A 25,635-nucleotide genomic window follows, 5' to 3' on the forward strand; every position below is an offset into this window, starting at 1 on the left:
ATGAACATCGAAGAGCGCCTCGCCCAATTGTCTCCCCAGCAGCGCGAACTGCTGGCGCGCCGGCTCGGGCAGCGGACGCAGGCCCCGGCCGCGCCGCGCATCCCGCCCCAGCCGCGCGACGGGCGGGGCTTTCCCCTATCATTCGCGCAGGAGCGGCTGTGGTTCGAGCACCAGATCGACCCTTCGAGCCCGGCCTATAACGAGGCGGTGGTGCTGCGCGTGCGCGGTCCGCTCCGGCTCGACTTCATCGGCGCGGCCATCGACGAGCTGATCGCCCGGCACGAGATTTTGCGCACCGGCATCGTGCCGGCAGCGGCGCCGGCGGAGCAGGTCATCGCCCCGCCGGCGCCGCTGCCGCTGGAGCGGCGCGATCTTGCGGGGCAGGGCCAAGAGGGGCTGGACGCGGCCATCCGCGAGGTGATCCGCCGCCCGTTCACGCTTGCCACGCCGCCGCTGCTGCGGCTCTGCGCGCTTGAGTTGGGGCCGGATGAGCAGGTGCTGGTGTTCGTGGTCCACCACATCGTGCTCGACGGCTGGTCAGCCGCCGGCCTGTTCCGCGAGATCTTCGCCGTCTATGGCGCCCGCCAGCGCGGGGAGCGCCTGCCGGCCCCCGCGCCGCAGGTGCAATATGCCGATTATGCGGTGTGGGAGCGCGCGCGCTTCGCCGCCGGCGCGCTGGATGCCGAGCGCGACTACTGGACGGGGACGCTGGCGGATGCCCCGCCGCCCCCCGCCCTGCCGCTGGACCGGCCACGCCCGGCCTTGCGCGGCACCGCAGGCGGGCGCGTGGTTTTTCGCTGCGATGCGGACTTGAGCGCGGCGCTGCGCGCGCTGGCCCAGAGCTGCGAGACCACTTTATTCGCGACGCTGGCGGCGGCCTACGGCGTGCTCTTGTCGCGCCACGGCGGCACCGACGACGTGCTCCTTGCCGTGCCCTCGACCACCCGCGACCTGCCCGAGCTGGAAAGCGCGGTGGGCCTGTTCATCAACACGCTGGTGCTGCGCCTGAGGCTGGACGCGCAAGCCTCGTTCCGCGCTGCGCTGGGCGCTGTGAGCGCGGCGGCGACCGGCGCGCGGGCGCACCAGCTTTATCCCCACGAGCGGCTGGTGGAGCATCTGCGCCGGGAACGGGATCTGGGGCCGGTGCCGCTCACAGCGCTCATGTTCGACGTGCAGAAGCTGCCGGCGGGCATCGCGCCGGCGGGGCTCTCCGTCGAGTATCTGGACGTGGACCCCGGCACCAGCAAGTTCGATCTCGGCCTCTCCATCAAGGATGACGGCGCCGGGCTGGTGGGCACCTTCGAGTATTCAGCCGACCTGTTCGACCGCCAGACCGTGGAGGCCATGGCGCGGCAGTTCCAGGCTCTGCTGGCGGACATCGCCGCCCGGCCTGATGCGGCGCTGGCCGACCTTGCCCTTATGTCGGATGAGGAGGCGCGGGAGGCGCTGGCCGCCGGCCTCGGGCCACGGCTGGAGATCGGCCCGGAGCGGCGGCTCCATGTGCTCTTCGCCGCCGTGGCCGCGCGCCAGCCGGAGGCGATTGCGGTCACCTGCGGGGCGGACAGCCTCACCTATGCCGAACTGGACGCCGCCGCCAACCGGCTGGCCCATCGCCTCATCAGCCTCGGCGCCGGGCCGGGGCAGGCGGTGGCGCTGCGGCTTCAGCGCTCGGTGGGGCTGATCATCGGCCTCGTCGGCATCCTGAAGGCCGGGGCGGCCTATGTGCCGCTGGATCCCCACTGGCCGACGGCGCGGCAGGCGGAGATCCTGGCCCAAAGCGGCGCCCGCATCGCCGTGGCGCATGCGGTGGATGGCGCGCTGGGTGAGGGGATCGCCCTGTGCGACCCCGCCATTGCCCATGAGCCTTCCACGGTGCCTTCCACGGTGCCGGAGATCGCCGTGGGGCCGGATGACCCGGCCTATATCCTCCACACCTCCGGCTCCACGGGGCGTCCGCGCGGGGTGGTGGTGCCCCACGGTGCGGTGGTGAACCTGTTCCACGCGCTTCATGCCAGCGTCCATGCCGGCCTCGGCGACGGGCCGCTGCGGGTGGCGATGAACGGGCCGGTGGTGTTCGACACCTCGGTCAAGCAGATCATCCAGCTGCTCGGTGGCCACACGCTGGACGTGATCCCCGATGCGGCGCGGGAGGACCCGGCCGCGCTGGTCGCCTATCTGCGCGACCACGCCATCGACGTGCTGGACGTGACGCCCACCCACCTCTCCATGCTGCTGGCCGAGGGCCTGCTGTCGCCCGGCCACGCGCGGCCGAAGGCGGTGCTGGTGGGCGGCGAGCCCATCGACGGGGCCTTGTGGGCGCAGCTTGCGGCGCAGTCCGACGTGCGTTTCTTCAACCTCTACGGGCCGACGGAATGCACCGTCGATGCCACCGCCGCCCTGATTGCCGGCCCCGTGCCCCACATGGGCCGGGCGTTGGCGAACGTGCGCACCTATGTGCTGGATGATGCCGGCCGCCCTGTGCCGCAGGGCATGGCGGGGGAGCTTTTCATCGGCGGCGCCGGGGTGGCGCGGGGCTATCTGGGCGAACCGGAGCTGACCGCCCGGCGCTTCGTTGCGCTGCCGTTCGACAACGGGCCGGTCTATCGCACCGGCGATCTCGTGCGCCGCCGGGCCGATGGCTCGCTTGTCTTCCTCGGCCGGGCCGACGCGCAGGTGAAATTGCGCGGCTATCGCATCGAGCCGGGGGAGATCGCCGCCGCGCTGAAGGCGGTGGAGGGCGTGCGCGATGCCGCCGTGGTGCTCCACGGGGCGGGCGCGATGCAGCGCTTGGTGGCCTATGTGGTGGCCGATCCCGCCCGCGCGCCGCTGGTGAACGGCGCGCCGCGCCATGTGCTGCCCAATGGCCTTGCGGTGGCGCATCTCAACCGCAACGAGACCGACTTCCTCTACGAGGAAATGTTCGAGCTGGAAGCCTATTTCCGCCACGGGGTGGAGCTGCGCGCCGGCGATACGGTGTTCGACGTTGGGGCCAATATCGGCCTCTTCACGCTGGCGGCCCATCTCGCCGCGCCCGACGTGCGGGTGCATGCCTTTGAGCCCAACCCCACGGTCTGCGCGCTGGCGCGGGCCAACGCGGCGCTTTATGGCGTTGCCGCCACCGTTCACAACACGGGGCTCGCCGCCGCGCCGGGGCAGGCCGCTTTCACCTTCTATCCCGGCTTCTCCTTCCTCTCCGGCCTTCACGCCGACCGGGCGGCGGATGCGGACGTGGTGCGCTCCTTCGTGCGCAAGCACGATGGCGAGGGCGGTGAGGGCTTCGCCCCGGCCCTGCTGGAGGAATTGCTGGAGGACCGCCTCGCCAGCCGCACCCTCGATGTGGCGCTGGACACCCTCTCGGATGTCATGGCGCGGGAGGGGGTGGAGACGATCGACCTCCTGAAGATCAATGTGGAGAAGAGCGAGGCTGAGGTCCTCGCCGGCATCCGCGCCGAAGACTGGCCGAAGATCCGGCAGGTGGCGCTGGAACTCCACGACATGGACGGGCGGCTCGACGCCGTGGTGGCGCTCTTGAAGGCGCAGGGCTTCACCGTGACCGTGGAGCAGGACTGGCGGCTGGAGGAGAGCGTCAAGAGCAACTACTACCTCTACGCCCATCGCGGGCTGCGCCCCGGCTCCCGCCCGCCCCGCGCCGCCATCCCGCCCGTGCTCGATGCCGAAGGCCTGCGCGTGGCGCTGGCCGGCCGCCTGCCGGACTACATGGTGCCGGCGGACATCATCTTCCTTGATGCGCTGCCCCTGACCCCCAACGGCAAGCTCGATACGCGCGCGCTGCCCGCGCCCACTGCTCCCGCCGCGCCGGAAGCCGCCGCCCCGCGCACCGAGACCGAGCGGCGCCTCGCCACCCTGTGGGCCGAGGTGCTGCAGCGCGAGGCCGTGGGCATCCATGATGACTTCTTCCGCATCGGCGGGCATTCGCTGCTGGCCACCCTGCTGATGGCGCAGCTGCGCGCCCGCTTCGACGTGGCGCTGCCGCTGCGCGCTTTGTTCGAAGCGCCCACGGTGGCGCGGCTCGCCGCGCGCATCGATGCCGAGCCCCAGGCGGAGGGCGGGGCGGATGCCGCCGTTGGCCTGCCGCAGCTGACGCCGGACCCGGCGGCGTGGCACGAGCCGTTCCCGCTCACCCCCATCCAGGAAGCCTATTGGATGGGGCGCACCGCCACCTTCGAGCTGGGGCAGGCGGCGACCCAGATCTATCTGGAGCTGGAGCAGGTCGGCTGGGACCTGCCGCGGATCGAGGCGGCGTGGAACCGGCTGGTGAAGCGCCACGACATGCTGCGCGCGATCATCCTCAGTGAGGAGCGCCAGCAGGTGCTGGCGGAGGTGCCCTATTATTCCATCGCGGTCGAGGATTTGCGGGGCCGCCCCGCCGACGCGGTGGAGCGCCATCTTGCAGAGGTGCGCGCCGCCATGAGCGGGCAGACCCTGCCGGCCGATCGCTGGCCCCTGTTCCAGATCCGCGCCACCCTCATGGATGGCGGCCGGGTGCGCCTGCATGTGGGCGTGGACGCGCTGATCGCGGATGCCGCCAGTCTGTTCCTGCTGTTCGACGAGTGGCGCCGGAGTTACGAGGCGGACGGCGACACCCGCCCGCCGCTCGCCATCGGCTTCCGCGACTATGTGCTGGCCGAGCGCGGCCTGCACCAGGGCGCGCTCTACCAGGCCGCGCAGCGCTACTGGTTCGACCGGCTGGACACCCTGCCGCCGGCGCCGGACCTGCCGGTGGACCGGGCGGCGGCGGCCGCGCTGGACAAGCCCCATTTCGTGCGCCGCACCCGCCGGCTCTCCCCCGCCCAGTGGCAGGCTTTGAAGGACCGCGCCGCCACGGCCGGGCTGACGCCCTCGCTGGTGCTCATCGCCGCCTATGCGCAGGCGCTTGCCAACTGGAGCGCCAGCCCGCGCTTCACCTTGAACCTCACCACCTTCAACCGCCTGCCGCTGCACCCCGACGTGACCGGCCTGATGGGCGACTTCACCACCCTCACCTTGCTGGAAGCGGACCACAGCCAGCCGGCCTCCTTCCTCGATCGCGCACGAGCGCTGCAGGCCCGGCTGTGGGACGATCTGGAGCATCGCACCATCAGCGGCATCGACGTGCTGCGCGCGCTCGCCCAGCGTCGCCGCAGCGGCGTGTCGGCGCTGATGCCGGTGGTGTTCACCAGCGCCCTCGACATCGACCCCGCCGGCCAGAAGGCCCAGCGCTTCGGCGAGGTGGTGGAGAGCGTGTCGCAGACCCCGCAGGTCTGGCTCGACCATCAGGTGATGGAGTGGAACGGCACGCTGGTGCTGAACTGGGATGCGGTGGAGGCGATCTTCCCGCCCTGCCTGCTGGATGATTTCGCCACCGCCCACGGCGATCTGGTGGAGCGCCTCGCCACCTCCGACAGCGCGTGGAGCGAAGCGCAGGGCAGCCTTGCCCCCGCCGCGCAGATCGCCCGCCGCGCCGCCGTCAACCGGACCCGGGAGGATTTCCCGCCGCGCCGGCTGGAAGACGCCTTCCTGACCCACGCTGCCGCTTCTCCCGAAGCCGTGGCCCTCCTCACCAGCCGCCGCGCCGTGACCTATGGCGAACTCAACCGGCGCGCGGCCGAGATCGCCAGCCTGTTGCGGGCGCGGGGCGAAGGGCCGGGCCGCCTCGTCGCGGTGGTCATGCGCAAGGACTGGGAGCAGGTGGCCGCCGTGCTCGGCATCCTCATGGCGGGGGCGGCCTATCTGCCGGTGGACCCGGACCTGCCCAGCGAGCGCCGGGCCTATCTGCTCGCCCATTGCGATGTCACCACCGCCCTCACCCAGTCCGCCGTTGATGGGGCGCTGGACTGGCCGGACGGCATCGCGCGCATCGCCGTGGACCTGCTGGAGGGGACGGGCGGGGCGAGTGCCGATATCGGCCTGTTTTTCCTCGATGATCTGGCTTACGTGCTCTTCACCTCCGGCTCCACCGGGGTGCCGAAGGGGGTGATGATCAGCCAGCGGGCCATCGCCAATTCCATCGCCGACTTCACCCGCCGCTACGGCTTCACCCCGCGCGACCGCACGCTTGGCCTTTCGGCGCTGGGCTTCGACCTTTCGGTGTTCGACATCTTCTGCCCGCTGTCCGCCGGCGGCGCCATCGTGCTGCCGGACGCCGACAAGCTGCGCGATCCCGAGCATTGGGCGGACCTTGCCCGCCGCCATAACGTCACGGTCTGGCAATCGGTGCCGGTGCTGATGCAGATGATGGTGGAGGCGCTGGAGCCGCGCCGCGAGCTGTGGCCAGCATCCCTGCGCTGTGTGGTCATGAGCGGGGACTGGATCCCGGTGTCCCTGCCCGACCGCATCCGCGCCTTCGATCCCGCCATCGCCCTCCACGGCCAGGGCGGGGCGACGGAAACCTCCATCAATGCGGTGGTCTATCCCATCGGGGCGGTGGACCCGGCGTGGCGCTCCATTCCCTATGGCAAGCCCTTCGCCAACCAGACCGCTCATATCCTCAACGCTTTGCTGGAGCCCGCGCCCGACTACGTGCCCGGCGAGCTCTACATCGGCGGCACCGGCCTTGCGGACGGCTACTGGAAGGACGAGGCAAAGACGCGCGCCGCCTTCATCCGCCATCCCCGCACCGGAGAGCGGCTGTACCGCACCGGCGATTACGGGCGCTTCCTGCCCGATGGCAACATCGAGTTCCTCGGCCGGCGCGACACCCAGATCAAGGTGAACGGCCACCGCATCGAGCTGGGCGAGATCGAGGCCATCCTGGCGCAGCATCCGGGCGTGGAACACGCCGTGGCGGCGGCGCCGGCGGATGCCCTCGGCCATCGCCGGCTGGTGGCCTATGTGGTGCTCAAGCCCCGGCCGGAGGCCGAACAGGAACCGGGCGGGGACCTGAGCACGGACAATGTGCTCGCCGATCCCATGGCGCGGGTCGCTTTCAAGCTCGACCGCCACGGCCTGCGCGCGCCCGCGCCTGACGCGGAAACCGTGGCGCTGCCCGGCGGCAGCTTCGATGCGGCGCGCCGCGCGGCCTGGCTGGCGCGCCAGAGCTTCCGCCATTTCGAGGGCGAGGGCGTCACCATGGAACGCCTCGGCGCGCTTCTGGGCGCGTTGCAGGAGCTGCCCATGGAGGGCGCGCCGCTGCCGAAGTTCCGCTATCCATCGGCCGGCAGCCTCTATCCGGTGCAGGCCTATGTGGTGGCAAAGCCCGGCCGCGTCGCCGGCCTCGCGGGCGGGGCCTATTATTATGACCCGAGCCACCATCGCCTCGTCGCGGTGGGGCCGGGGGCGGAGATGACACCGCTTTACCCGGGCCCCAACCGCCCGCTGGTGGAGGCCTCGGCCTTCTCCCTCGTGCTGGTGGGGCGGCGGGCGGCGGTGGAGCCCATGTATGGCCCGCTGTGGCGCGACTTCTGCCTGCTGGAGGCCGGCTACATGGGCCAGCTCCTGTCATCCGCCGCGCCCGAGCACAAGCTCGGCCTGTGCCCGCTGGGCTTCCTCGCCGAGGGGCCGGCCCGCGCCCTGCTCGGGCTCGAAGAGGCGGACGTGGTGCTGCACAGCTTCGCCGGCGGGGCCATCACCGAGACCCAACTGGAAAGCTGGTCCCCGGAGGAGGTGCCGCAGCAGCCAAGCCCGGTGGACGAATTGCGCGCTTACCTGCGCCGCAAGCTGCCCGACTACATGCTGCCGTCGAGCGTCATCCTGCTCGATACCCTGCCCTTGAGCGCCAACGGCAAGGTGGACCGCGACGCCCTCCCGTCCCCCGACGCCGTCCTGCCCGCTGCGGATGCGGGCGCGGCGCCGGCCACCGACGTGGAGAAGACCATCGCCGAAGTGGTGGAGGCTGTATTGCAGTTGCCGGCGCTGGGGCTCGACAGCAACTTCTTCGACCTCGGCGCCAATTCGGTGCATCTGGTGCAGATCCACCGCCGGCTCCAGGAGCAGCTGGCGCGCACCTTCCCGCTGGTGGACCTGTTCCAGAACCCCTCCATCCGCCGCCTCGCGCTGTTCCTCGACGGCGGCGCGGCGGCGCTTGAAACCGACGACATCGTCGCGCGTGTGGAACGCGCCAAGCAGGACCGCGCGAGACGGCTCGCCCGCCGGCGCACCGGCGGCAATTCGACAGAAGCGGAAGCGGCATCATGAGCAACGCGCCCGTCACCCCAGCTCTGGACGGCATCGCCATCATCGGCATGAGCGGCCGGTTTCCCGGCAGCGGCGACATCGCCGCCTTCTGGCGCGCGCTGCTGGAGGGCCGCGAATGCATCACCCGCTTCACCGATGAAGAGCTTCTGGAGGCGGGCATTCCCGCCGCCGTGCTGCGCCAGCCCAATTATGTGAAGGCCGGCTCCTATCTCGACGCCATCGACCAGTTCGACGCCGCCTTCTTCGGCATCAGCCCGCGCGAGGTGGAGCTGATGGATCCGCAGCAGCGCCTGTTCCTGGAGCATGCGTGGCTGGCGCTGGAAGACGCCGGCATCGTGCCCGAGCGCTTTGCCGGCGAGATCGCGGTGTTCGGCGGCGCCAGCTTCTCCACCTACGGCCTGCTGCACCTGCGCGCCGAGATCGGCTCGGTGGGCAGCCTTGAGACCGTGCTGGGCAACGACAAGGATTATCTGGCCACCCGCGTCTCCTACAAGCTGGGCCTGAGGGGGCCGAGCGTGAGCGTGCAGACCGCCTGCTCCACCTCCCTCACCGCCGTCGCCATGGCCTGCGACAGCCTGCTCAACCTGCAGGCGGACGTGGCACTGGCGGGCGGGGTCACGGTGAAGCTGCCGCTGAAAAGCGGATACCTGTTCGAGGATGGCAGCATCCTGTCGCCGGACGGCCATTGCCGGGCGTTCGACGCCAAAGCGCGGGGCACCATCTTCGGCAGCGGCGTGGGTGTGGTGGCGCTGAAGCGGCTGGAGGATGCGGTGGCTGATGGCGATCCCATCCACGCCGTGATCCGCGGCTGGGGCGTCAACAATGACGGCGACCACAAGGTGGGCTTCTCCGCCCCCAGCGTGGACGGGCAGGCCCGCGTCATCGCCACCGCGCTGGCGCAGGCCGGCATCTCGCCCGACACCATCTCCTATGTGGAGGCCCACGGCACCGGCACGCCGCTGGGCGACCCCATAGAGGTGCGGGCGCTCACCCGCGCCTATGGCTCGGGGGCACGGCGCGCCGACAAGTGCGGCATCGGCTCGGTGAAGACCAATGTGGGGCATCTGGAATCGGCGGCGGGCATCACCGGCCTCATCAAGGCGGCGCTGGCGGTGAAGCACGGGGTGATCCCGCCGAGCCTGAATTTCGAGACGCCCAATCCCGAGATCGACTTTCCCGCCACCCCGTTCCGGGTGGTGGACCAGCTGACGCCATGGCCGGCAGAAGGCCATCCCCGCCGCGCCGGGGTGAATTCCTTCGGCATGGGCGGCACCAATGTGCACATGGTGCTGGAGCAGGCCCCCGCCGTGCCGGCGGTCGCTCCGCAGGTGGAGCGGCCGGAGCATCTAATCGTCCTCTCCGCTCGCAGCGCGGCCGCCTTGCGCGATCTGGCGCGGTCCTATGCCGGGGCCGTGGCGGAGGCGGGCGCCGGGCAACTGGGAGATATGGCTTTCACCGCCGCCACCGCGCGGCGGCATTTTCCGCACCGGCTGGCGGTGACGGCCCGCGCGGCGGAGGAACTGGCAGCGCAGCTTGTCGCCTTCGCCGATGGCGGCGCTCCGGACCTCTCCGGCGAGGCGGCGGCGGTGGCGCCCGAGGTCGCCTTCCTGTTCTCGGGGCAGGGCTCCCAATATGCCGGCATGGGCCGCGTGCTCTATGAGGCATCGCCGCGCTTCCGCCGCACGCTGGATCGATGCGACGCCGTCCTCCGCCCGCTCATGGACCGGCCGTTGCTCAGCGTGCTGTTCCCGGCGCCGGGGGATGAAGGGCTGATCGACGAGACCATCTACACCCAGCCGGCCCTGTTCAGCCTCGGCTATGCGCTGGGGGACCTGTGGCGCTCATGGGGCGTGAAGCCCTCGGTGATGCTGGGCCACAGCGTGGGCGAGTATGCCGCCGCGACGCTCGCCGGCGTGTTCACGCTGGAGGAGGGGCTGAAGCTCATCGCCGCCCGTGGCCGCCTCATGCAGGCGCTGCCCCGCGACGGGGTGATGATGACGATCTTCGCCGCCGAGGCCGAGGTGGCGGCGGCGGTGGCGCCTTACGCTGCCGATGTCTCCATCGCCGCCGTCAACGCCCCGCGCAGCACGGTGATCTCCGGCCGGCGGGCGGCGGTGGAGGCCATCGCCGCCGGCTTCGAGGCCAAGGGCGTGAAGGCGCGGGCGCTCACCACGTCCCATGCGTTTCACTCCCCCCTCATGCAGCCCATGATGGCGGCGTTCCGCGCGCTGGCGGAAAGCGTCGCCTATGGCGCGCCGGACATTCCCATCCTGTCCAACCTCACCGGCCGGCTGGAGACCAGTGCGCTGGCGAGCGCGGACTATTGGTGCCGCCACGTGCTGGCGCCGGTGCGCTTCCTCGATGGCATCAGCGCCGCCGCCGCGCGGGGCATCAGCCTGTTCGTGGAGATCGGGCCGCGCCCGGTTTTGTGCGCGCTCGGCCGCGAGACGCTGGATGGGGCGCCCGGCGCGGACGGGCGGCAGTGGCTGGCCAGCCTGCGCCGGCCCGGCACCGACTGGCGCACGCTGCTCGACAGCCTCGGCCGGCTGCATCTGGCCGGCGTGGAGATCGACTGGGCCGGGTTTGATGCGGACTATGCGCGCCGCCGGGTGCGGCTGCCGGGCTATGCCTTCCAGCGCCGCAGCTTCTGGGCCGCGCCCCGCGCCGGCGGGACGGCTGGCGGCAAGGTGCGCGGCGTCGCCACCGGCGCCGACCATCCACTGCTGGGCCAAAGGCTGCGACAGGCCGGTACCAAAGAGGTGCGGTTCGAGGCGGCGCTGAACGCGACCGATCCCGCCTTCCTCACCGACCATCGGGTGTTCGACGCGGTGGTGCTGCCGGCCACCGGCTATCTGGAAATGGCGCTGGCTGGCGGCGCTCACCTGTTCGCCACCGACGAACTGACGCTGGAGGATATCTCCTTCAAGCAGGTGATGACCCTGCCGGACACCGGCGAGCGCATCGTGCAGGCGGTGTTCGTGCCCGCTTCCGGGAAGGCCTATTCTTTCGAGATCTTCAGCGGCGATGCGGCTGGGAACGAGTGGACGCTCCACTGTTCCGGCACCGTGAAGCCGGCGGAGGATGACACCGACCTGCCCGCCGATGACGAGACACTGGACGCGGCCCGCCGCCGCTGCGACGCGCCGGTGCCGGTGGCCTCGGTCTACGAGAATTATCTCAAGCGCGGGCTGGCCTACGGACCGGCCTTCCGTGGCATCGCCGATCTGGCCGCCGGGGAGGGAGAGACGCTGGCCCATATCGTTCTGCCCGACGCGGCGCGGGACGGGGCCGATGCCTATCGCCTGCATCCGGCGCTGATGGATGCCTGCTTCCAGGCGCTGGGCGCCGCCTTCGGCGCCATGAATGACGCCGACACCTACCTGCCAGTGAGCCTCGACCGCCTCACCGTGCGCGGCCTCGTGCCGGGCGACATCTTCAGCCATTCCCGCCTGCACGGCGGGGAAGGGGAAGGCGTCGCCGACCATGTCTCCACCCTGCGCCTGTTCGACGCGCAGGGCGCGGTGGCGGCGGAGGCGGCGGGGCTGAAGTCGCGCCGCATCACCCGCGACGTGGTGCTGCCGCAGGATGCCGGCGGCATCGACACCTGGCTCTATGACCTCGCCTGGGAGTCGGCTGAAACCCCTTCGGGCGTCGAGGGGCCGGGGGCGGGGCCGTGGGTTCTCCTCGGCGGCGATGGGCTGGCGCGTGCCATCGCCGCTCGGCTGTACATGCTGGGATGGTCCGCGCTGCTTCTGCCGGCAGGGGAGGTGGGCCGCCTGCCGGAGCTCCTCGCTACCGGCGCCCTTGCCGGCCTTGTGGATCTCAGGGCGCTCGCTTCAAGCGATATCCCTCTCCCCGATGCCGCCCAGCGCGCGAGCGCGGACCTGCTGGCGCTGATACAGGCCATGATCGCCGCCGGGCGCACCCGTGATCTGCCGCTGGTCGTGCTCACGCGTGGCGCCCAGGGCGGTGTCGTGCCCGACGAGGCGCCGGCCGGGGAGGGCGTTGTCGAGGGGGGCGTTGCCGAGGGTCTGGCCGCCGCCCCGCTCTGGGGCCTGGTGCGCACCGTGTGGCACGAATATCCCGACCTGCCCGCAACAATCCTCGACCTCGCACCCGAAGCCGCAACAGACGAGGCCGCGCAGATCGCCGCCGAACTCACCGGCGCCGATGGCGAGCAGCAGGTGGCCTATCGCGCCGGAAGGCGCTTCGTGGCGCGGCTGAAGCACCACCAGAGCACGGCGGCGCAGAGCCGGCTGGACATTCCCGATACCCCTTATCGCATCGACCGGACGCCCGAGGGCGGCCTCGACCGGCTGCTTGTGGTGCCCCATGCCCGCCGCCGCCCGCAGGCCGGAGAGGTGGAGCTGGAAGTGCTGGGCATGGGCCTCAACTTCCGTGACGTGCTGAACGCCATGGGCCTTTATCCCGGCGAGGCCGGCCCGTTCGGCGGCGAATGCTCCGGGCGGGTGCTGCGGGTGGGGCCGGGCGTCACCGGCCTTGCGCCCGGCGACGCGGTGGTCGCCATGCATTTCGGCACCTTCGCCAGTCACGTCACCCTGCCGGCGGCGGTGGTCTTCAAGGTGCCGCATGGCATGGGCGTGGTAGAGGCGGCGGGCCTGCCCATCGTCTATCTCACCACCTGGTACGGGCTTCACCACCTCGCCGGCATCAAGTCTGGGGACAGGGTGCTGATCCATTCCGCCTCGGGCGGCGTGGGCATCGCCGCCATCCGCGTCGCGCAGATGGTGGGCGCGGAGATCTTCGCCACCGCCAGCCCCCACAAGCACGACTTCCTGCGGTCGCTCGGCGTCACCCACATCATGAACTCGCGCGACACCGCCTTCGCCGACGAGATCATGCGGCTGACCGGCGGGCGTGGCGTCGACATCGTGCTCAACAGCCTGGGCGGTGAAGCCATTCCCGCCAGCCTCTCGGTGGTGGCGCCGGGCGGGCATTTCGTGGAGATCGGCAAGCGCGACATCTGGAGCGTGGACGAGGCCCGTGCGGTGCGGGGCGACATCACCTATTCCATCGTCAATTTCGACATCACCGCCGTGGAGGAGCCCGAGCTGGTCCGCGCCCTGCTGGCCGAGGCGCTGGAGCTGATGTCGTCCGGCGCGCTGGGCCAGCCCGTCACCACCGTCTATGGGGTGGAGGACGCGCTCGACGCCATGGCGGCCATGCAGAAGGCGCGGCACACCGGCAAGCTGGTGCTGGCGACGCCCGCCGCCGGCGCGCGGCGGGGCGATTTTGCCGCCGACGCCACCTATCTCGTCACCGGCGCCTTCGGCGGCATCGGCCGGCTGGTGGCGGGCTGGATGGTGGAGCGCGGCGCCCGCACTCTTGCGCTCGTCGGCCGCCGCCCGCCGGATCGGGAGGCCGAGGCCGCCATCGCCGCGCTGCGGGCCGCCGGCGCGCGGGTGGAGGTGTTTGCCGCCGACGTGGGGGACGAGGCGGCGCTCGCGCAAGTGCTCGCCGCCGTCGATGCCGGCATGCCGGCGCTGCGCGGTGTCATCCATGCCGCCGGGGTGCTGGATGACGGCGTTCTCACCGCGCTCGATCCGGCGCGGCTTGAAAGCGTGTTCGCCGCCAAGGTGCGCGGCGCCTACGCCCTGCACCGGGCGACCGCCCATCGCCCGCTGGACCTGTTCGTGCTGTTCTCCTCGCTCGGCTCCGTGCTCGGCGCGCCGGGGCAGGCCAATTATGCCGCCGCCAACGCCTTCCTCGACCGGCTCGCCCACGCCCGCCGCGCCAAGGGCCTGCCCGCTTTGGCCATCAACTGGGGCGGCTGGCAGGACACCGGCATGACCGCCGGCGGCGCGGTGGCGGCGAACCTTGCCTATGGCGGCAGCATCCCGCCGGCGAAGGGGCTCGCGATCCTCGGCCAGCTGATGCGCGAGGGCGGCCCCGAGGTGGGCGTTGCCCCGTTCGACTGGCGGCTTTATTTCGAGGGTCTGCCCCGCCGCCTTTCGGTGCTCGCCCATGTGGAGCGGGAGCTGGAGCAGGCCGCCGCCGCCGCCGAGACCTTCGCCGCCCTGCGCACCGCCTTGCGCGGCGCCGATGCCGCCCGCCGCGACGGCCTGCTGCTGGATTACCTGCGCGGCGTCGTCAGCCGCCTGCTGCGGCTGGAGGGCGGGGAGGTGCTCTCCGAAACCCAGTCGTTGCAGGAATTGGGGCTGGATTCCCTCGTCAGCATCCAGCTGCGCAACCGTATCCGCGCCGAGCTGGAGATCGACCTGCCGGTGGCGGAGATGATGGAGGCCGGCAGCCTTGCCCAATTGGTGGCGGTGGCCTCCGGCAAGATCGCGCCGGTGGCGGGGGAGGGCGCGCCGCCGCCCGCCGGCATCGTGCCTCTTCACCTTGCCGAGGCGCCGGCCTCGTTCGCGCAGCAGCGCCTCTGGTTCCTGTCGCGGCTCGATCCGGGCTCGGCCTTCTACACCGTCACCTTCTCCCTGTTCCTGGAAGGCCCGTTCGAGCCAGCCGCCTTCGCCCGCGCGGCGGCGGAGATCGTCCGCCGCCATGGCGCGCTGCGCACCACTTTCCCGGAGGTGGACGGCGCGCCGGTGCAGCGCATCCGCGATGATCTTGCGCTGCCGCTGGAGTGGGTGGACCTCTCCGGCCTGAGCGAGGCGGAACGCGAACGCCAGATGGCGCGGCGGGTGGAGGAGGAATCCCGCCGCACCTTCGATCTGGTCGAAGGGCCGCTGTTCAAGCTCACGGTGCTGAAGCTGGGCGCGGAGCTGCAACGGGCCATCGTCGCCATGCACCACATCGTCACGGACGGCTGGTCGGCGGTGGTGTTCATCCAGGAGCTGGGGGCGCTCTACCGCGCCTTTTCCCGGGGGGAGGCCTCGCCCCTGCCGGAGCTGCCGGTGCAATACACCGATTTCTCCGTGTGGCAGCGCGACTGGCTCAGCGGGCCGCGCCTTGCGGCGGAGCTGGACTATTGGCGCGGGCAGCTGGTGGCGCCCCTGCCGGTGCTGGACCTGCCCACCGACCGGCCGCGCACCGGCGCCGTCGTGCATCGGGGCGGCGCCTTCACCGTGATGCTGCCGAAGGATCTGGCGGATGGCCTCAAGGCGCTCGGCCGCAGCGCCGGGGCGGGGCTGTTCGCCACCCTGATGGCCGGCTTCCGCATCCTGCTGCATCGCCTCACCGAGGCGCCCGATATCGTCATCGGCTCGCTGGTGGCCAATCGCGACCGGCCGGAGATCGAGGGCCTCATCGGCTTCTTCGCCAACATGGTGGTGTTTCGCGGCAACCTTTCGGGCGACCCCACCGTGCGCGCGGCCCTCGCCCGCGAGGCGGAGACCGTGCGCGGCGGCCTCGCCCACCAGGACGTGCCGTTCGAGAAACTGGTGGAGGAGCTGAAGCCCGAGCGCCATGCCGGCCGCAATCCCCTCTGCGACGTGATCCTCGTGCTCCAGCGCGGCGTGCCGAAGCCCGACCTCGACGCGCGGGACCTGAAGATCGGCCCGGTGTGGGACCTCGACAACGGCACCGTGCGCTTCGATCTGGAGGTGCATGTCTGGGAGACCGACCAGGGCCTCTCCACCTCCTTCATCTACAACGCCGACCTGTTTGACGCCGCCAGCGTGGAGCAGCTGGAACGCCAGTTCGCGGCGGTGCTCGCGGCCATGGTGGAGGCCCCGGACCTGCCGGTCTCGCGGCTGCCTTTGGCCTCGGCTGTGCCGGATGGGGGAGATGCGCTGGCGCGCACGCTCCAGCAGATCGAGAACCTCAGCGACGCCGAGGTGGATGCGCTGCTGCGCGAGATGATGGACGAGGGCGTCGACCACACACCATGAGACAGGCGTCATGAGCATCGCCCGGGACGATGGCCCCGCCGGGGCCGGCACCGGCCTTTCCGCCGCCCAGAAGCGTGCCTTGCTGGCGCGGCTGATGGCGGAGGGAAAAGGCCGTGCCGTTGCCCCGGCCGAGGGCTTCGTGGCCCTGTTCGAGCGTCAGGCCGGGCTGATGCCCGCCGCCCCGGCGGTGTCCGATGGCCGCGACGGGCTGACCTATGGCGAACTGAATGCCCGCGCGGCGGCATGGGCCGATGCCCTGCGCGGCCGGGGCGCGCGGCCGGGGGATGTCGTGGGGCTCGCCCTTGCGCGCGGGCCTGCGCTGATTGCCGGCCTCATCGGCATCCTGAAGGCCGGCTGCGCAATCCTGCCGCTGGAGCCGGAGGACGCGCCGGCGCGGCTCGACCGGTTGCGGGCATCCGCGCGGTTCGTGCTCACGGACGCGGTAGGTTCGGAGGCAGGTCTTGTTGAGGCAGGTGTTGCTGAGGCCGGTGTTGCTGAGGCCGCCCCCACCGACCCATCCGCCTTCGCCCTGATCGCGCCGGAGCGGGCGCTCTTCGTCGTGCCAGCGCGCGCTGTGGCGGAGCGGTTGGCGTGGCTGCGGGCGGCATTCCGGCTGGGGGACGGCGATGTCAGCCTGTGCGCCTCCTCCCTCCACGACATATCGGCCGTCACCAGCCTGTTGTGGCCGCTGACGGTGGGCGCGACGGTGGCGCTGGCGCCGGTGGAGCGTGAGCCGGCCGCTCTGGCACAGCTTGCGCGCACCACGGCGGCGACGTGCGCGCTGCTGCCGGCTGCTGGCTTGCCGCTGCTGGATGAAACTGCGCTGCGGCTGGTGTTCCTCGATGCCGATCCGCCCCCCGGTGCCGCCAGCCCGGCGGGGGCCCATGTCTTCACCCTGTGGCAGGTCGCGGAAGCTGGCGGGCCGGTGCTGGCGCAGCCGGTGGGCGAGGGCGCGCCACTGATGGGTGCCCCCCTGCGCATCCTCGATCGCCATGGTCAGAAGGTGCCGCTGGGCGGTGTCGGCAACCTCGCGGTGACCCCCGCGCCGGAACTGCCGGAGGTGGCGCCGGGCGTGCGGGCGCGGCAGCGCGCCGATGGCCGCTTCGAGCGCCGGCCCGATGGTGGCCGCCGCGTGGAGACGGGCGGCCTGCGCTTCGGCCTCGCCGTCATCGAGGCGGAGTTGCGCGGGCAGGCCGGCATCGCCGATTGCCGGGTGCTGGAACGGGTGGATAATGCGGGTTCACCCCGCCTCGTGGCTTACATCGTGCCGGATGGCCATGCGGCGCCGGAGGGGTGGGCGCCTCATGCCGAACGCGTCCTGCCGCTTTGGCAGCGGCCGGCGGCCTTCGTCGCGGTGGCAGCCCTGCCTCTCACTGAAGCCGGGGCGGTGGACGACGTGGCGCTGGCCCGCCTGCCGGTGCCCGATGCGGTCGCCGCCGCGCAGTGGCGTGCGCTTCTGGAACCCATGGACGGTATCGCGGAAGCCGCCGTGGTGACGCGGGCTCTGGCGCCCGAGCCGGCATTGGTCACGCTGCCGGCGGTGGCGCCGCTCCCGTCCCCCGCGACGGTCGCGCCGGAGCCGCCGCCCGCCCCCGAAGGCCCATGGGCGCTGGCGGATGGCGGGCCGCAGGAGTTGCCGGCCGACGCCGCCCGCACCCTCACCGAGGCCCTGCTGCGCACGGCGGAACGAGCCGGCGACAAGGGCATCCTGTTCGAAGGCACGGGGCCGTCCCGGCGGCTCACTTATGCCACGTTGCTTGAGGAGGCGCGGCGCATCGCCGGCGGGCTCAAGGCAGCGGGGCTTGAGCCTGGCGACATGGCCATCCTGCAAGTGGCGGACCTGCGGGCCCATCTTCCCGCCTTCTGGGGCTGCGTGCTGGCTGGCGTGAAGCCGGTGACGGTGGCGGTGAGCGCCACCTTCACCGAGCGCACCGCGCTGGTGGCCAAGCTCATCAATGCCTGGGAGCTGCTGGGCCGCCCGGTGGTGCTGGCCCCCGCCGCGCTGGCGCCCCCTCTCGCGGGGCTGGCGCGCTTCGCCGATGCCGCGCCGCGTGTGCTGGCGCTGGAACAGCTTGCGGACCACCCGCCCCTCGAAACCGTGCACGCGGCGGCGCCCGCGGACGTGCTGTTCCTCCAGCTCAGCTCCGGCAGCACCGGCACGCCCAAATGCATCCAGATCACCCATGGCGGGGTGGTGGCGCACATCCACGCGACCGTGCGCGTCAACGGCTATGGCGCCGACGACGTGGCGCTGAACTGGCTGCCCATGGACCATGTGGTGCCCATGCTCACCTGGCACCTGCGCGACGTGTATCTGGGAATGACCCAGATCCAGGTGGAGACGGCGGCAGTGCTGGCCGATCCGCTGTTGTGGCTCGACCTGATGGACCGCCATGGCGTCACCCGCAGCTGGTCGCCGAACTTCGGCTTCAAGCTGGTGTCGGACGCGTTGCGACGGGACCCCGGCCGCCGCTTCGCGCTCGGCCACGTGCGCACCCTCATGAATGCGGGGGAGCAGGCGACACTGCCGGTGATTTCCGAATTCCTCGCCCTCACCGCGCCCTTCGGCCTGCGGGCGGAGGCGATGCAGCCAGCCTTCGGCATGGCCGAGGCCTGCACCTGCATGACCTATGAGACCGGCTTCGACCCCGCCCGCTCGGTGCACTGGATCGACAAGGCTTCCCTCGGTGGTCGGCTGCGGCCGGTGGCGGCGGATGCGCCCGAGGCGGTGAGCTTCATCAAGCTCGGCCCGCCGGTGCCGGGGGTGGCCATCCGCATCGTGGACGGCGCCGGCGCGCTGGTGCCGGAGGGGGTTATCGGGCGGTTCCAGATCAAGGGCGGCGTGATCACGCCGGGCTATCTGCGCAACGATGCCGCCAATGCCGAGGCCTTCGTGGGCGATGGCTGGTTCAACAGCGGCGACCTCGGCTTCATCCGCGATGGCAATCTCGCCCTGACCGGACGCGAGAAAGAGCTGATCATCGTCAACGGCGCCAATTTCTACTGCTACGAGATCGAGGATCTGGTGAATGCGGTGGACGGCGTCCAGCCCACGTTTGCCGCGGCCTGCGCCGTGCCGGATGCGGCAACGGGCAGCGAGGCGCTGGCCCTGTTCTTCTCTCCCCGCCCCGAGGCGGACGCATCGGCAGTGGCCGACGCCATCCGCGCGGCGGTGACGGCCCGGCTCGGCATCGCCCCGGCCCATGTGACGGCGATCCCCCAGCCGGATTTTCCCAAGACCACCAGCGGTAAGATCCAGCGCATGCAGCTGCGCGCCGGCCTCATGGCGCAACTGGCGCAGGGCGCAGGCGCGCGCACGGTGCCGGCGTGGTTCCACGCGGAAAGCTGGGTGCGGCGCGATCTGGACGCGGAGCCTGTTCCGCCGCGCGGCGTGGTGTTTCTGGGCGGCCCGGATGGGCTCGCCGCCGCGCTGGCGCAGGCGCTGGAGCGGGAGGGCGTGCCGGTGGTTTCGGCTGGTGCCGATGTGGATGGGGGCCTTCAGGTGGCTCTCGCTGATGCGCGGGCCGACACGGTAGTGGACCTGCGTCCGTTGGCTCCCGTGCCCGCCGGCGAGACGCTGGATGATTTCCGGGCGCGGGCCGGCTTGGAACTCGCGGCCACGCTCGCCCTGCTCCAGCAACTGGGGCGCGGGAGGCCGCCTGTGGCGCTCACGCTGGTGACGCGCGGCGGGGCCGGGAGCGGCGAGGGCATCGACCCCGTCCGTGCTGCCCTGCGCGGCCTGCTGCGCACCGCCGCGCAGGAGATGCCCGGCCTCGCCTGCCGGCAGATCGATGTCGGCGGGCTGGACGCCACCGCACCCGACCTGATGGCCCGGCTGGCCCGCGAGATCCGCGCGCCCGCTGGCGAGGCGGAAGTGGCGCTGCGGCCCACTGGCCGCTTCGTGCCAAGGCTGGAGCCGGTTGACCCCGGTCGCGCGCCCCGCGAGCCAGCGCTCCGGCTGAAGACTGGCGGGCGTTATCTCATCACCGGCGGCACCGGCGGCATCGGGCGGGCGCTGGCGAGCCATTTGGCGGCGCGCTGCCGGGCCAGGCTGCTCGTGGTCGGGCGCTCCGCTGGGGGCAGCGAGGAGGATGGCCCGGACCTGCTCACCCGCGCCGTGGATGTCACCGACGCCGATGCGCTGGAAGCCGCCATCCGCGTGGCGGAGGAACACTTCGGCGGCCCCCTCGACGGCGCCTTCCATCTCGCCGGCATCTCGCCGGCCGGAGCGCTGGCGCAGGAGACGGCGGAGGGGCTGGCGGCAGCCTTCGCGCCGAAGGCGGTGGGCGCGCGGGTGGTGATCGAGGCCATGGCGCGCCGGCCCGGCGGGTTCGTGGTGCTGTGGTCGTCGGTGAACGCTATCTTCGGCGGCGCCGAGGCGGGAGCCTATGCCGCCGCCAATGCCGCTCTGGCGGGGATGGTGGGGGAGGGAACCCGTGTGCTCTGCCTTAACTGGAGCCGCTGGCAAGACCTCGGCATGAGCGCGCCGGCGGGCGCCGACAGCGGGGCGGCGGAATTTGCCGCCGCGCGGGGCTTTCGCACCCTGCCGGTGGAGGACGCCCTCGCCAGCCTTGAGGCGGCGCTGGCGCTGGGGACTTCGCCTTTGTCCATCGGGCTCGATGGCGCCTCGCCATTTGTCCGGGCGCGGGTGCGCCAGCCGGCGCGGCCGTTGCAGGGGCTGGCCGGCTTCGTGGTGCCGCGTCCGGGTGCCGTGCCGGCGGCGCCTGTGAACGATGTGGCCGATCGCTTCGGCACGCCGATCCCGTGCCCGCTGCGCGTGCTCGATGCCATGCCCCGGTCGGCGGACGGCACCATCGACACCGAAGCCCTGTCGCGCCACGAGGGCGTGGCGCTGGCCGTCGAGGGCGGGCAGGATGGGGTGGAGGCGGAATTGGCAGCCATCTGGAGCGTGCTGCTGAAGCGGCCGAGTATTGCGCCGGACGACAATTTCTTCACCTCCGGCGGCCATTCGCTGGTGGCGGCCGGCCTCGTCCACCGGGTGCGCGCGGCGTTCGGGGTGGACCTGCCCCTGCGCATCCTGTTCGAGGCCCCCACCCTGCGCGGCATGGCCCGCTGGATCGCCGCCAACGCGCCGGCCGAGGCGGATCGCCGGCCGCTGCCCGATTGCCTCGTGCCGGTGCAGCCGGAAGGCCGGGGGCCGCCTTTGTTCTGCGTCCATCCGGCCGGAGGCAGCCCTTGGTGCTACCTGTTCCTTGCCGATCATCTTGGCCGCGACCAGCCGCTCTACGGCTTCCAGGCGCCGGGGCTGATTGACGATGCGCCGCCTCTCTCCACCGTGGAGGAGATGGCGCGGCTTTATGTGGAAGCGATGCGGGTGCGCCAGCCTGAGGGGCCGTACCACGTAGCCGCCTGGTCCTCAGGTGGGCCGGTGGCGTTCGAGATGGCGCGGCTGCTGGAGGAGACAGGCGAGCGTGTGGCGACGCTGGCCTTCCTCGACTGCGCGGTGATGGAGACCGAGAATTTCGTGCGCTCGCGCGATCCCCTGCGCCATGTGAAGGCGCTGTGGCGCATGGGCACGTTCGTGACGCAGGTGCGCCTGCCGCGCTCCTATGGCGATCTCGCCGCCCTGGCGCGCCTCATCGGGCTGAGCCTGCCGGCCAGCTTCCGCGAGCTGAGGCTCGATCGCGCCTTCTGGGCGGGTGTCGGGCGCTCCCTGCGCATCTTCAATCTCAACACGACGATGGGATACCGCTATTCTCCCTCCCGCATCACCGCAGGCGCGGTGCTGTTCCGCGCGGGGTCCTCGCAAGGGGCGGACGATCCGCTGGAGGCGGAGTTGCGGACCCATGTTGCCGGCGATGTGGTGCGCGTGGATCTTCCAGGCAACCACATGTCGATCATTCTCGATCCCGAGGGGGCGGCGACGCTTGCCGCCCGCTTGAAGCCGTTTCTCGATGGTGAGGCCGGAGCACGAAAGGGAGAAGGGGTATGACGTATCGCATCCTGTCTTTGGACGGCGGCAACGGCGGCAAGGCCGGCGTGTTCCTCTCGACGCTGGAGCGCCGGGCCGAGGTGCTCGGCTTCAGCGTCCTGCGCCAGACCGACCTGTTCGCCGGCACCTCGAACGGCGCCGTCAACGCGCTGCTGCTGGCGTGGTTCGACGATCCGGTGCTGGCCTTCGAGGCGGTGCTGCGCTTCGATGACGAGGTGCGCGAGAGCCAGACGCCGTGGTCCATCGCCGGCACCGTGCTGGGCAACAATGCCGCCATGACCACGGGGCGCATCAAGACGTTCTGCGACGAGGTGTTCGGTGCCGGCGCCATCCTCGCCGACGTGAAGCGGCCGGTGCTGGTCAACACGGTGCAGCTCGACAACGCCCTCTCCGACGGGCAGCGCAGCTGGCTGCCGCGCACCTTCAGCAATTTCCCCGGCGATCTCGGCCGGGTGGAGCTGATCGCGGACGTGGTGCTGCGCACCATGGCCATGCCGCTGCAATATCCCATCTACCAGAGCGGGGCGCAGACCGGCCCAGCCTATGTGGACGGGGCGGTGGCCTCCAACAATCCGGCGCTGACGGCGATCACCTCGGCGCTGGCCCAGCAGAAGGCGCTGGAGGACATCGCCCTTCTGTCCATCGGCACGCCGCGCAACCTCGCGGGCCAGTCCCGTTATCTTTCGCCCGGCCTGTCCGAGGGTAGCGCCGATTGGGGCTATCGCCAGTGGCTGCTGGATCCGTTCAACCCGCTGGTGCTGGTGGACCTGTTCCTGCAGGCCGGCGCCGCCGCCACCAGCGCCCAGTGCGCTCAGCTTCTGGGCTCGCGCTTCCGCCGCGTCGATCCGCCGGTGTTCACCGGGCCGGCCTGGGACGCGCCGGAAACCAATGCGGTGCTGGACACCACCGTGGACTGGCTCAACGCCCACGGCTGGAACGATCCCGCCGCCGCCGTGAAGGCGCCGGCAGCTCCCGTTTCGTGACCGGGGTGCGGCGGCGCCGGCTCGGCTTTCGGGCCGCCGGCCGCCGCTGGGGAGAGGCGGCTTCAAGGGACGCCGGCACAGCGGCCGGGAGGGGGGAGCATGGACCAGCAAAACGGGATGCAGAGCGGCGTGGAGCCGGCCGGAGCAGAACCGGGAAAGACCGCCCCGGCCCGCTTCTTCGCCTATCCGAGCGCGGATGGCGTCGCCCTGTTCGGGCGTGAATGGGGCGATGCCGCAGCGCCTTTGCCGGTGGTGCTTCTGTCCGGCCTCACCCGCAATTCGCGGGATTATGAGGCGCTTGCCGAAGCGCTGGTGGCCGATGCGGCCCATCCGACCCGCGTGGTGGCGTTCGATTATCGCGGGCGCGGCGGCTCGGGCCATGCGCCCTATACCACCTACACGCCCATCCAGGAGGCGCAGGACATCCTCGCCGGCCTTGCCGTGCTCGGCATCACGAGGGCGGTGCTGGCCGGCACCTCGCGGGGCGGCCTCGTCATGTTCGTGCTGGCCATCCTGCGTCCGGACCTGTTCGCCGGCGCCATCTTCAACGACATCGGCCCGGTGGTGGAAGTGTCCGGCATCCTGCGCATCGGCGGCTATGTGGGCGCGCCGCTGAAGGCGAGCTGGCCGGAGGCCGTCGCCGACCTGAAGGCGACCCAGGGCTTCATGTTCCCGGCCCTCACCGATGCCGAGTGGGAGCGTTTCGCCCGCCAGATCTACGGCGATGCGGGCGGCAAGCCGTGCCTCTCCTATGATCCGGCGCTGGGCGAGGCGTTCAAGGCCATCGATCCCGGCAAGCCCCTGCCGGACCTGTGGCCCGGCTTCGATGCCCTCGCGCAGGTCCCGGCCATGGTGGTGCGCGGCGCGCTGTCGGACGTGCTCTCGGCCAGCACGGTGGAGGACATGGCGGCCCGCCATCCGGGCCTCGTGATCCATGAGGTGGCGGACCAGGGTCACGCGCCCCTGCTGTGGGACGCGCCCGCCCAGCAGGCGATCATCGCCTTCATCCGCTCGGTGTCGTAATCCGCAGGGGCGCGGAGAGGGGGGATCGCGATGCGGCTTGAGGACGGCGTGTCCGCCCACGGGGCTGCACCCGGCGAGGTGCTGGTCCTGCACGGCTTCACCCACGTGCTGGCGCAGGAGGACGTGCGCCGGCACGTGATGGCCTGCCTCAGCCCCGAGGAGGAGGCCCGCCGCCGGGCCTTCGCTTTTCCCCGCGACCGCGACATGTTTCTTCTGGCCCATGGGGTGATGCGGCTGGCGCTCGGCCGCGTCATGGGGGTCGGTCCGCGGGACCTCGCCTTCACCCGCGATGCCTATGGCAAGCCGTTCCTCGCCGGACCGTTCGAGGCGGGGCCGGGGTTCAGCCTGTCCCATTCGGGGCAGGCCATCGCCATTGCCATCGCCCGCGCGCCGCAGGTGGGCGTCGATGTGGAGGCCCACGGCCGCGAGGTTCCGCTGGAGGCCATGGCCATGGTCATGGCCGATGCCGAGGTGGCAGACCTTGCCGCTTCCGGTGGTTCCGCCCGGCGCAAGGCGTTTGCCTACTGGACCCTGCGCGAGGCCTTCGCCAAGGCCGTGGGCCTGGGCCTGTCGCTGCCGCGCAATGCCGTCTCCTTCCGCCTCGGGGGACAAGGTCCCGCCGGCGAGGGGGCTCCGGCCGTCGCCCATCTCTCCGAGCAGTTCGGGACGGCCGGCGACTGGCACCTCCACCAATGCGACCTTGGCCCGGACCATATTCTGGCCGTCGCCGCGCGGGTCCCGGGACCGGTGGCATGGCGGCTGCTGCCCATCGAGAGCGTTCTCCCTTGCGCGGGTAGCGTCAGAGCGCCGGCCCGGCCCGTTCCCTGAACTGGACGGCCATCCAGTCGATGAGCACGCGCAGCCGCGGCGAGAGCTGGCGGGTGTGCGAATACAGCACATGGACCGGCAGGGCGGCGGGCGGAAAGTCCGCGAGGACCTCCGCTAGGGCGCCTCCCGCAAGCTCTGCGGCGACGCGGTAGCGCGGCACCTGGATCAGTCCGATGCCGAGGCAGGCGGCGGCCACGTTGGTCTCGGGCCCTGTCACCGTGAGCGAGGCGGGCAACGTCAGCTGCCGCACTTTTCCGGCCACGGTGAACAGCAAGGGCGAGATCTTGGCGGTGTCGGTGGCCAGTAGGCCGACCATCTCGTGCCCTTCAAGCTCCTCCGGCGTGCGCGGCGTGCCGAAGCGCCGGAGATAACCGGGGCTCGCGAAGGTACCGCGCTCAAGGGTCGCCAGGCGCCGCCGGATCAACGGGCTGTCGGCGAGTTCGCCGGCGCGCAGGATGCAGTCGAAGCCCTCGCGGATCAGGTCCAGCGGTTGGTGGGTCTCGCTCATGTGCAGCCGGATGCCGGGATAGGTGGCGAGGAAGCGCGGCAGGCCGGGCAGCAGGAAATGCCGCGCCTGGGTGCCGTGGACATCCATGCGGATGAGGCCCGAGGGCTTGGCTCCGACGAAGGCGCCCTCGGCATCCTCGAGGTCGGCGAGCAGGCTGACGCAGCGCTGGTAATAGGCCTCACCATCCAGGGTCGGGCTGACATGCCGCGTGGTCCGCTGCAGCAGCCGCACCCCCAGCCGCGCCTCCAGTCCCTTCACCGCGTCGGTGACCGAGGAGCGCGGCAGGCCGAGATCCCCGGCCGCCTGGGTGAAGCTCCTGCGTTCGACAATCCGGGTGAAGACCCGCATGGCATCGAAACGATCCATTGTTCGCAGTCTCGAATAATGATGCCGGAT

At 71.6% G+C, this 25,635-nt stretch carries 7 protein-coding genes; 6 read left to right on the plus strand and 1 reads right to left on the minus strand.

What is annotated here, in order from left to right:
- The 6 genes from V5F66_RS00510 (at window position 1) to V5F66_RS00535 (ending at window position 24,731) form a co-directional block, all read left to right on the plus strand.
- The gene (locus V5F66_RS00510; protein WP_394092966.1) at window positions 1-8,133 is read left to right on the plus strand and encodes an amino acid adenylation domain-containing protein; all 8,133 of its coding nucleotides are present in this window, start codon (window positions 1-3) and stop codon (window positions 8,131-8,133) included.
- On the plus strand, window positions 8,130-15,944 hold the full coding sequence (locus tag V5F66_RS00515) for an SDR family NAD(P)-dependent oxidoreductase (RefSeq protein WP_394092967.1): 7,815 nt from the start codon (window positions 8,130-8,132) through the stop codon (window positions 15,942-15,944). Before V5F66_RS00510 ends, V5F66_RS00515 begins: the two co-directional genes overlap by 4 nt.
- Window positions 15,945-15,954: 10 nt before the next feature.
- The gene (locus V5F66_RS00520; protein WP_394092968.1) at window positions 15,955-21,897 is read left to right on the plus strand and encodes an SDR family NAD(P)-dependent oxidoreductase; all 5,943 of its coding nucleotides are present in this window, start codon (window positions 15,955-15,957) and stop codon (window positions 21,895-21,897) included.
- Window positions 21,894-22,880 carry a patatin-like phospholipase family protein gene (locus V5F66_RS00525; RefSeq protein WP_394092969.1) on the plus strand — a complete coding sequence of 329 codons (987 nt, stop codon included), beginning with the start codon at window positions 21,894-21,896 and terminating at the stop codon, window positions 22,878-22,880. The genes V5F66_RS00520 and V5F66_RS00525 overlap by 4 nt, the downstream gene beginning before the upstream one ends.
- 99 nt (window positions 22,881-22,979) lie before the next feature.
- Entirely contained in the window at window positions 22,980-23,903 is a 924-nt protein-coding gene (locus tag V5F66_RS00530; protein WP_394092970.1) for an alpha/beta fold hydrolase, read from the plus strand.
- 30 nt (window positions 23,904-23,933) lie between these two features.
- On the plus strand, window positions 23,934-24,731 hold the full coding sequence (locus V5F66_RS00535; RefSeq protein ID WP_394006274.1) for a 4'-phosphopantetheinyl transferase family protein: 798 nt from the start codon (window positions 23,934-23,936) through the stop codon (window positions 24,729-24,731).
- Here the strand turns inward: V5F66_RS00535 and V5F66_RS00540 are convergent.
- Entirely contained in the window at window positions 24,703-25,605 is a 903-nt protein-coding gene (locus V5F66_RS00540; protein WP_394092971.1) for a LysR family transcriptional regulator, read from the minus strand. The genes V5F66_RS00535 and V5F66_RS00540 overlap by 29 nt on opposite strands.
- Between the last annotated feature and the right edge of the window lie 30 nt (window positions 25,606-25,635).

It is taken from the genome of Xanthobacter versatilis (assembly GCF_043193975.1).
Taxonomy (GTDB): Bacteria; Pseudomonadota; Alphaproteobacteria; order Rhizobiales; family Xanthobacteraceae; genus Xanthobacter; species Xanthobacter autotrophicus_E.

Bases quoted from the DNA above. Each gene is read 5' to 3' on its own strand.
- V5F66_RS00510 (WP_394092966.1), top strand. From the start codon at position 1: ATGAACATCGAAGAGCGCCTCGCCCAATTGTCTCCCCAGCAGCGCGAA.
- V5F66_RS00515 (WP_394092967.1), top strand. From the start codon at position 8,130: ATGAGCAACGCGCCCGTCACCCCAGCTCTGGACGGCATCGCCATCATC.
- V5F66_RS00520 (WP_394092968.1), top strand. From the start codon at position 15,955: ATGAGCATCGCCCGGGACGATGGCCCCGCCGGGGCCGGCACCGGCCTT.
- V5F66_RS00525 (WP_394092969.1), top strand. From the start codon at position 21,894: ATGACGTATCGCATCCTGTCTTTGGACGGCGGCAACGGCGGCAAGGCC.
- V5F66_RS00530 (WP_394092970.1), top strand. From the start codon at position 22,980: ATGGACCAGCAAAACGGGATGCAGAGCGGCGTGGAGCCGGCCGGAGCA.
- V5F66_RS00535 (WP_394006274.1), top strand. From the start codon at position 23,934: ATGCGGCTTGAGGACGGCGTGTCCGCCCACGGGGCTGCACCCGGCGAG.
- V5F66_RS00540 (WP_394092971.1), bottom strand. From the start codon at position 25,605: ATGGATCGTTTCGATGCCATGCGGGTCTTCACCCGGATTGTCGAACGC.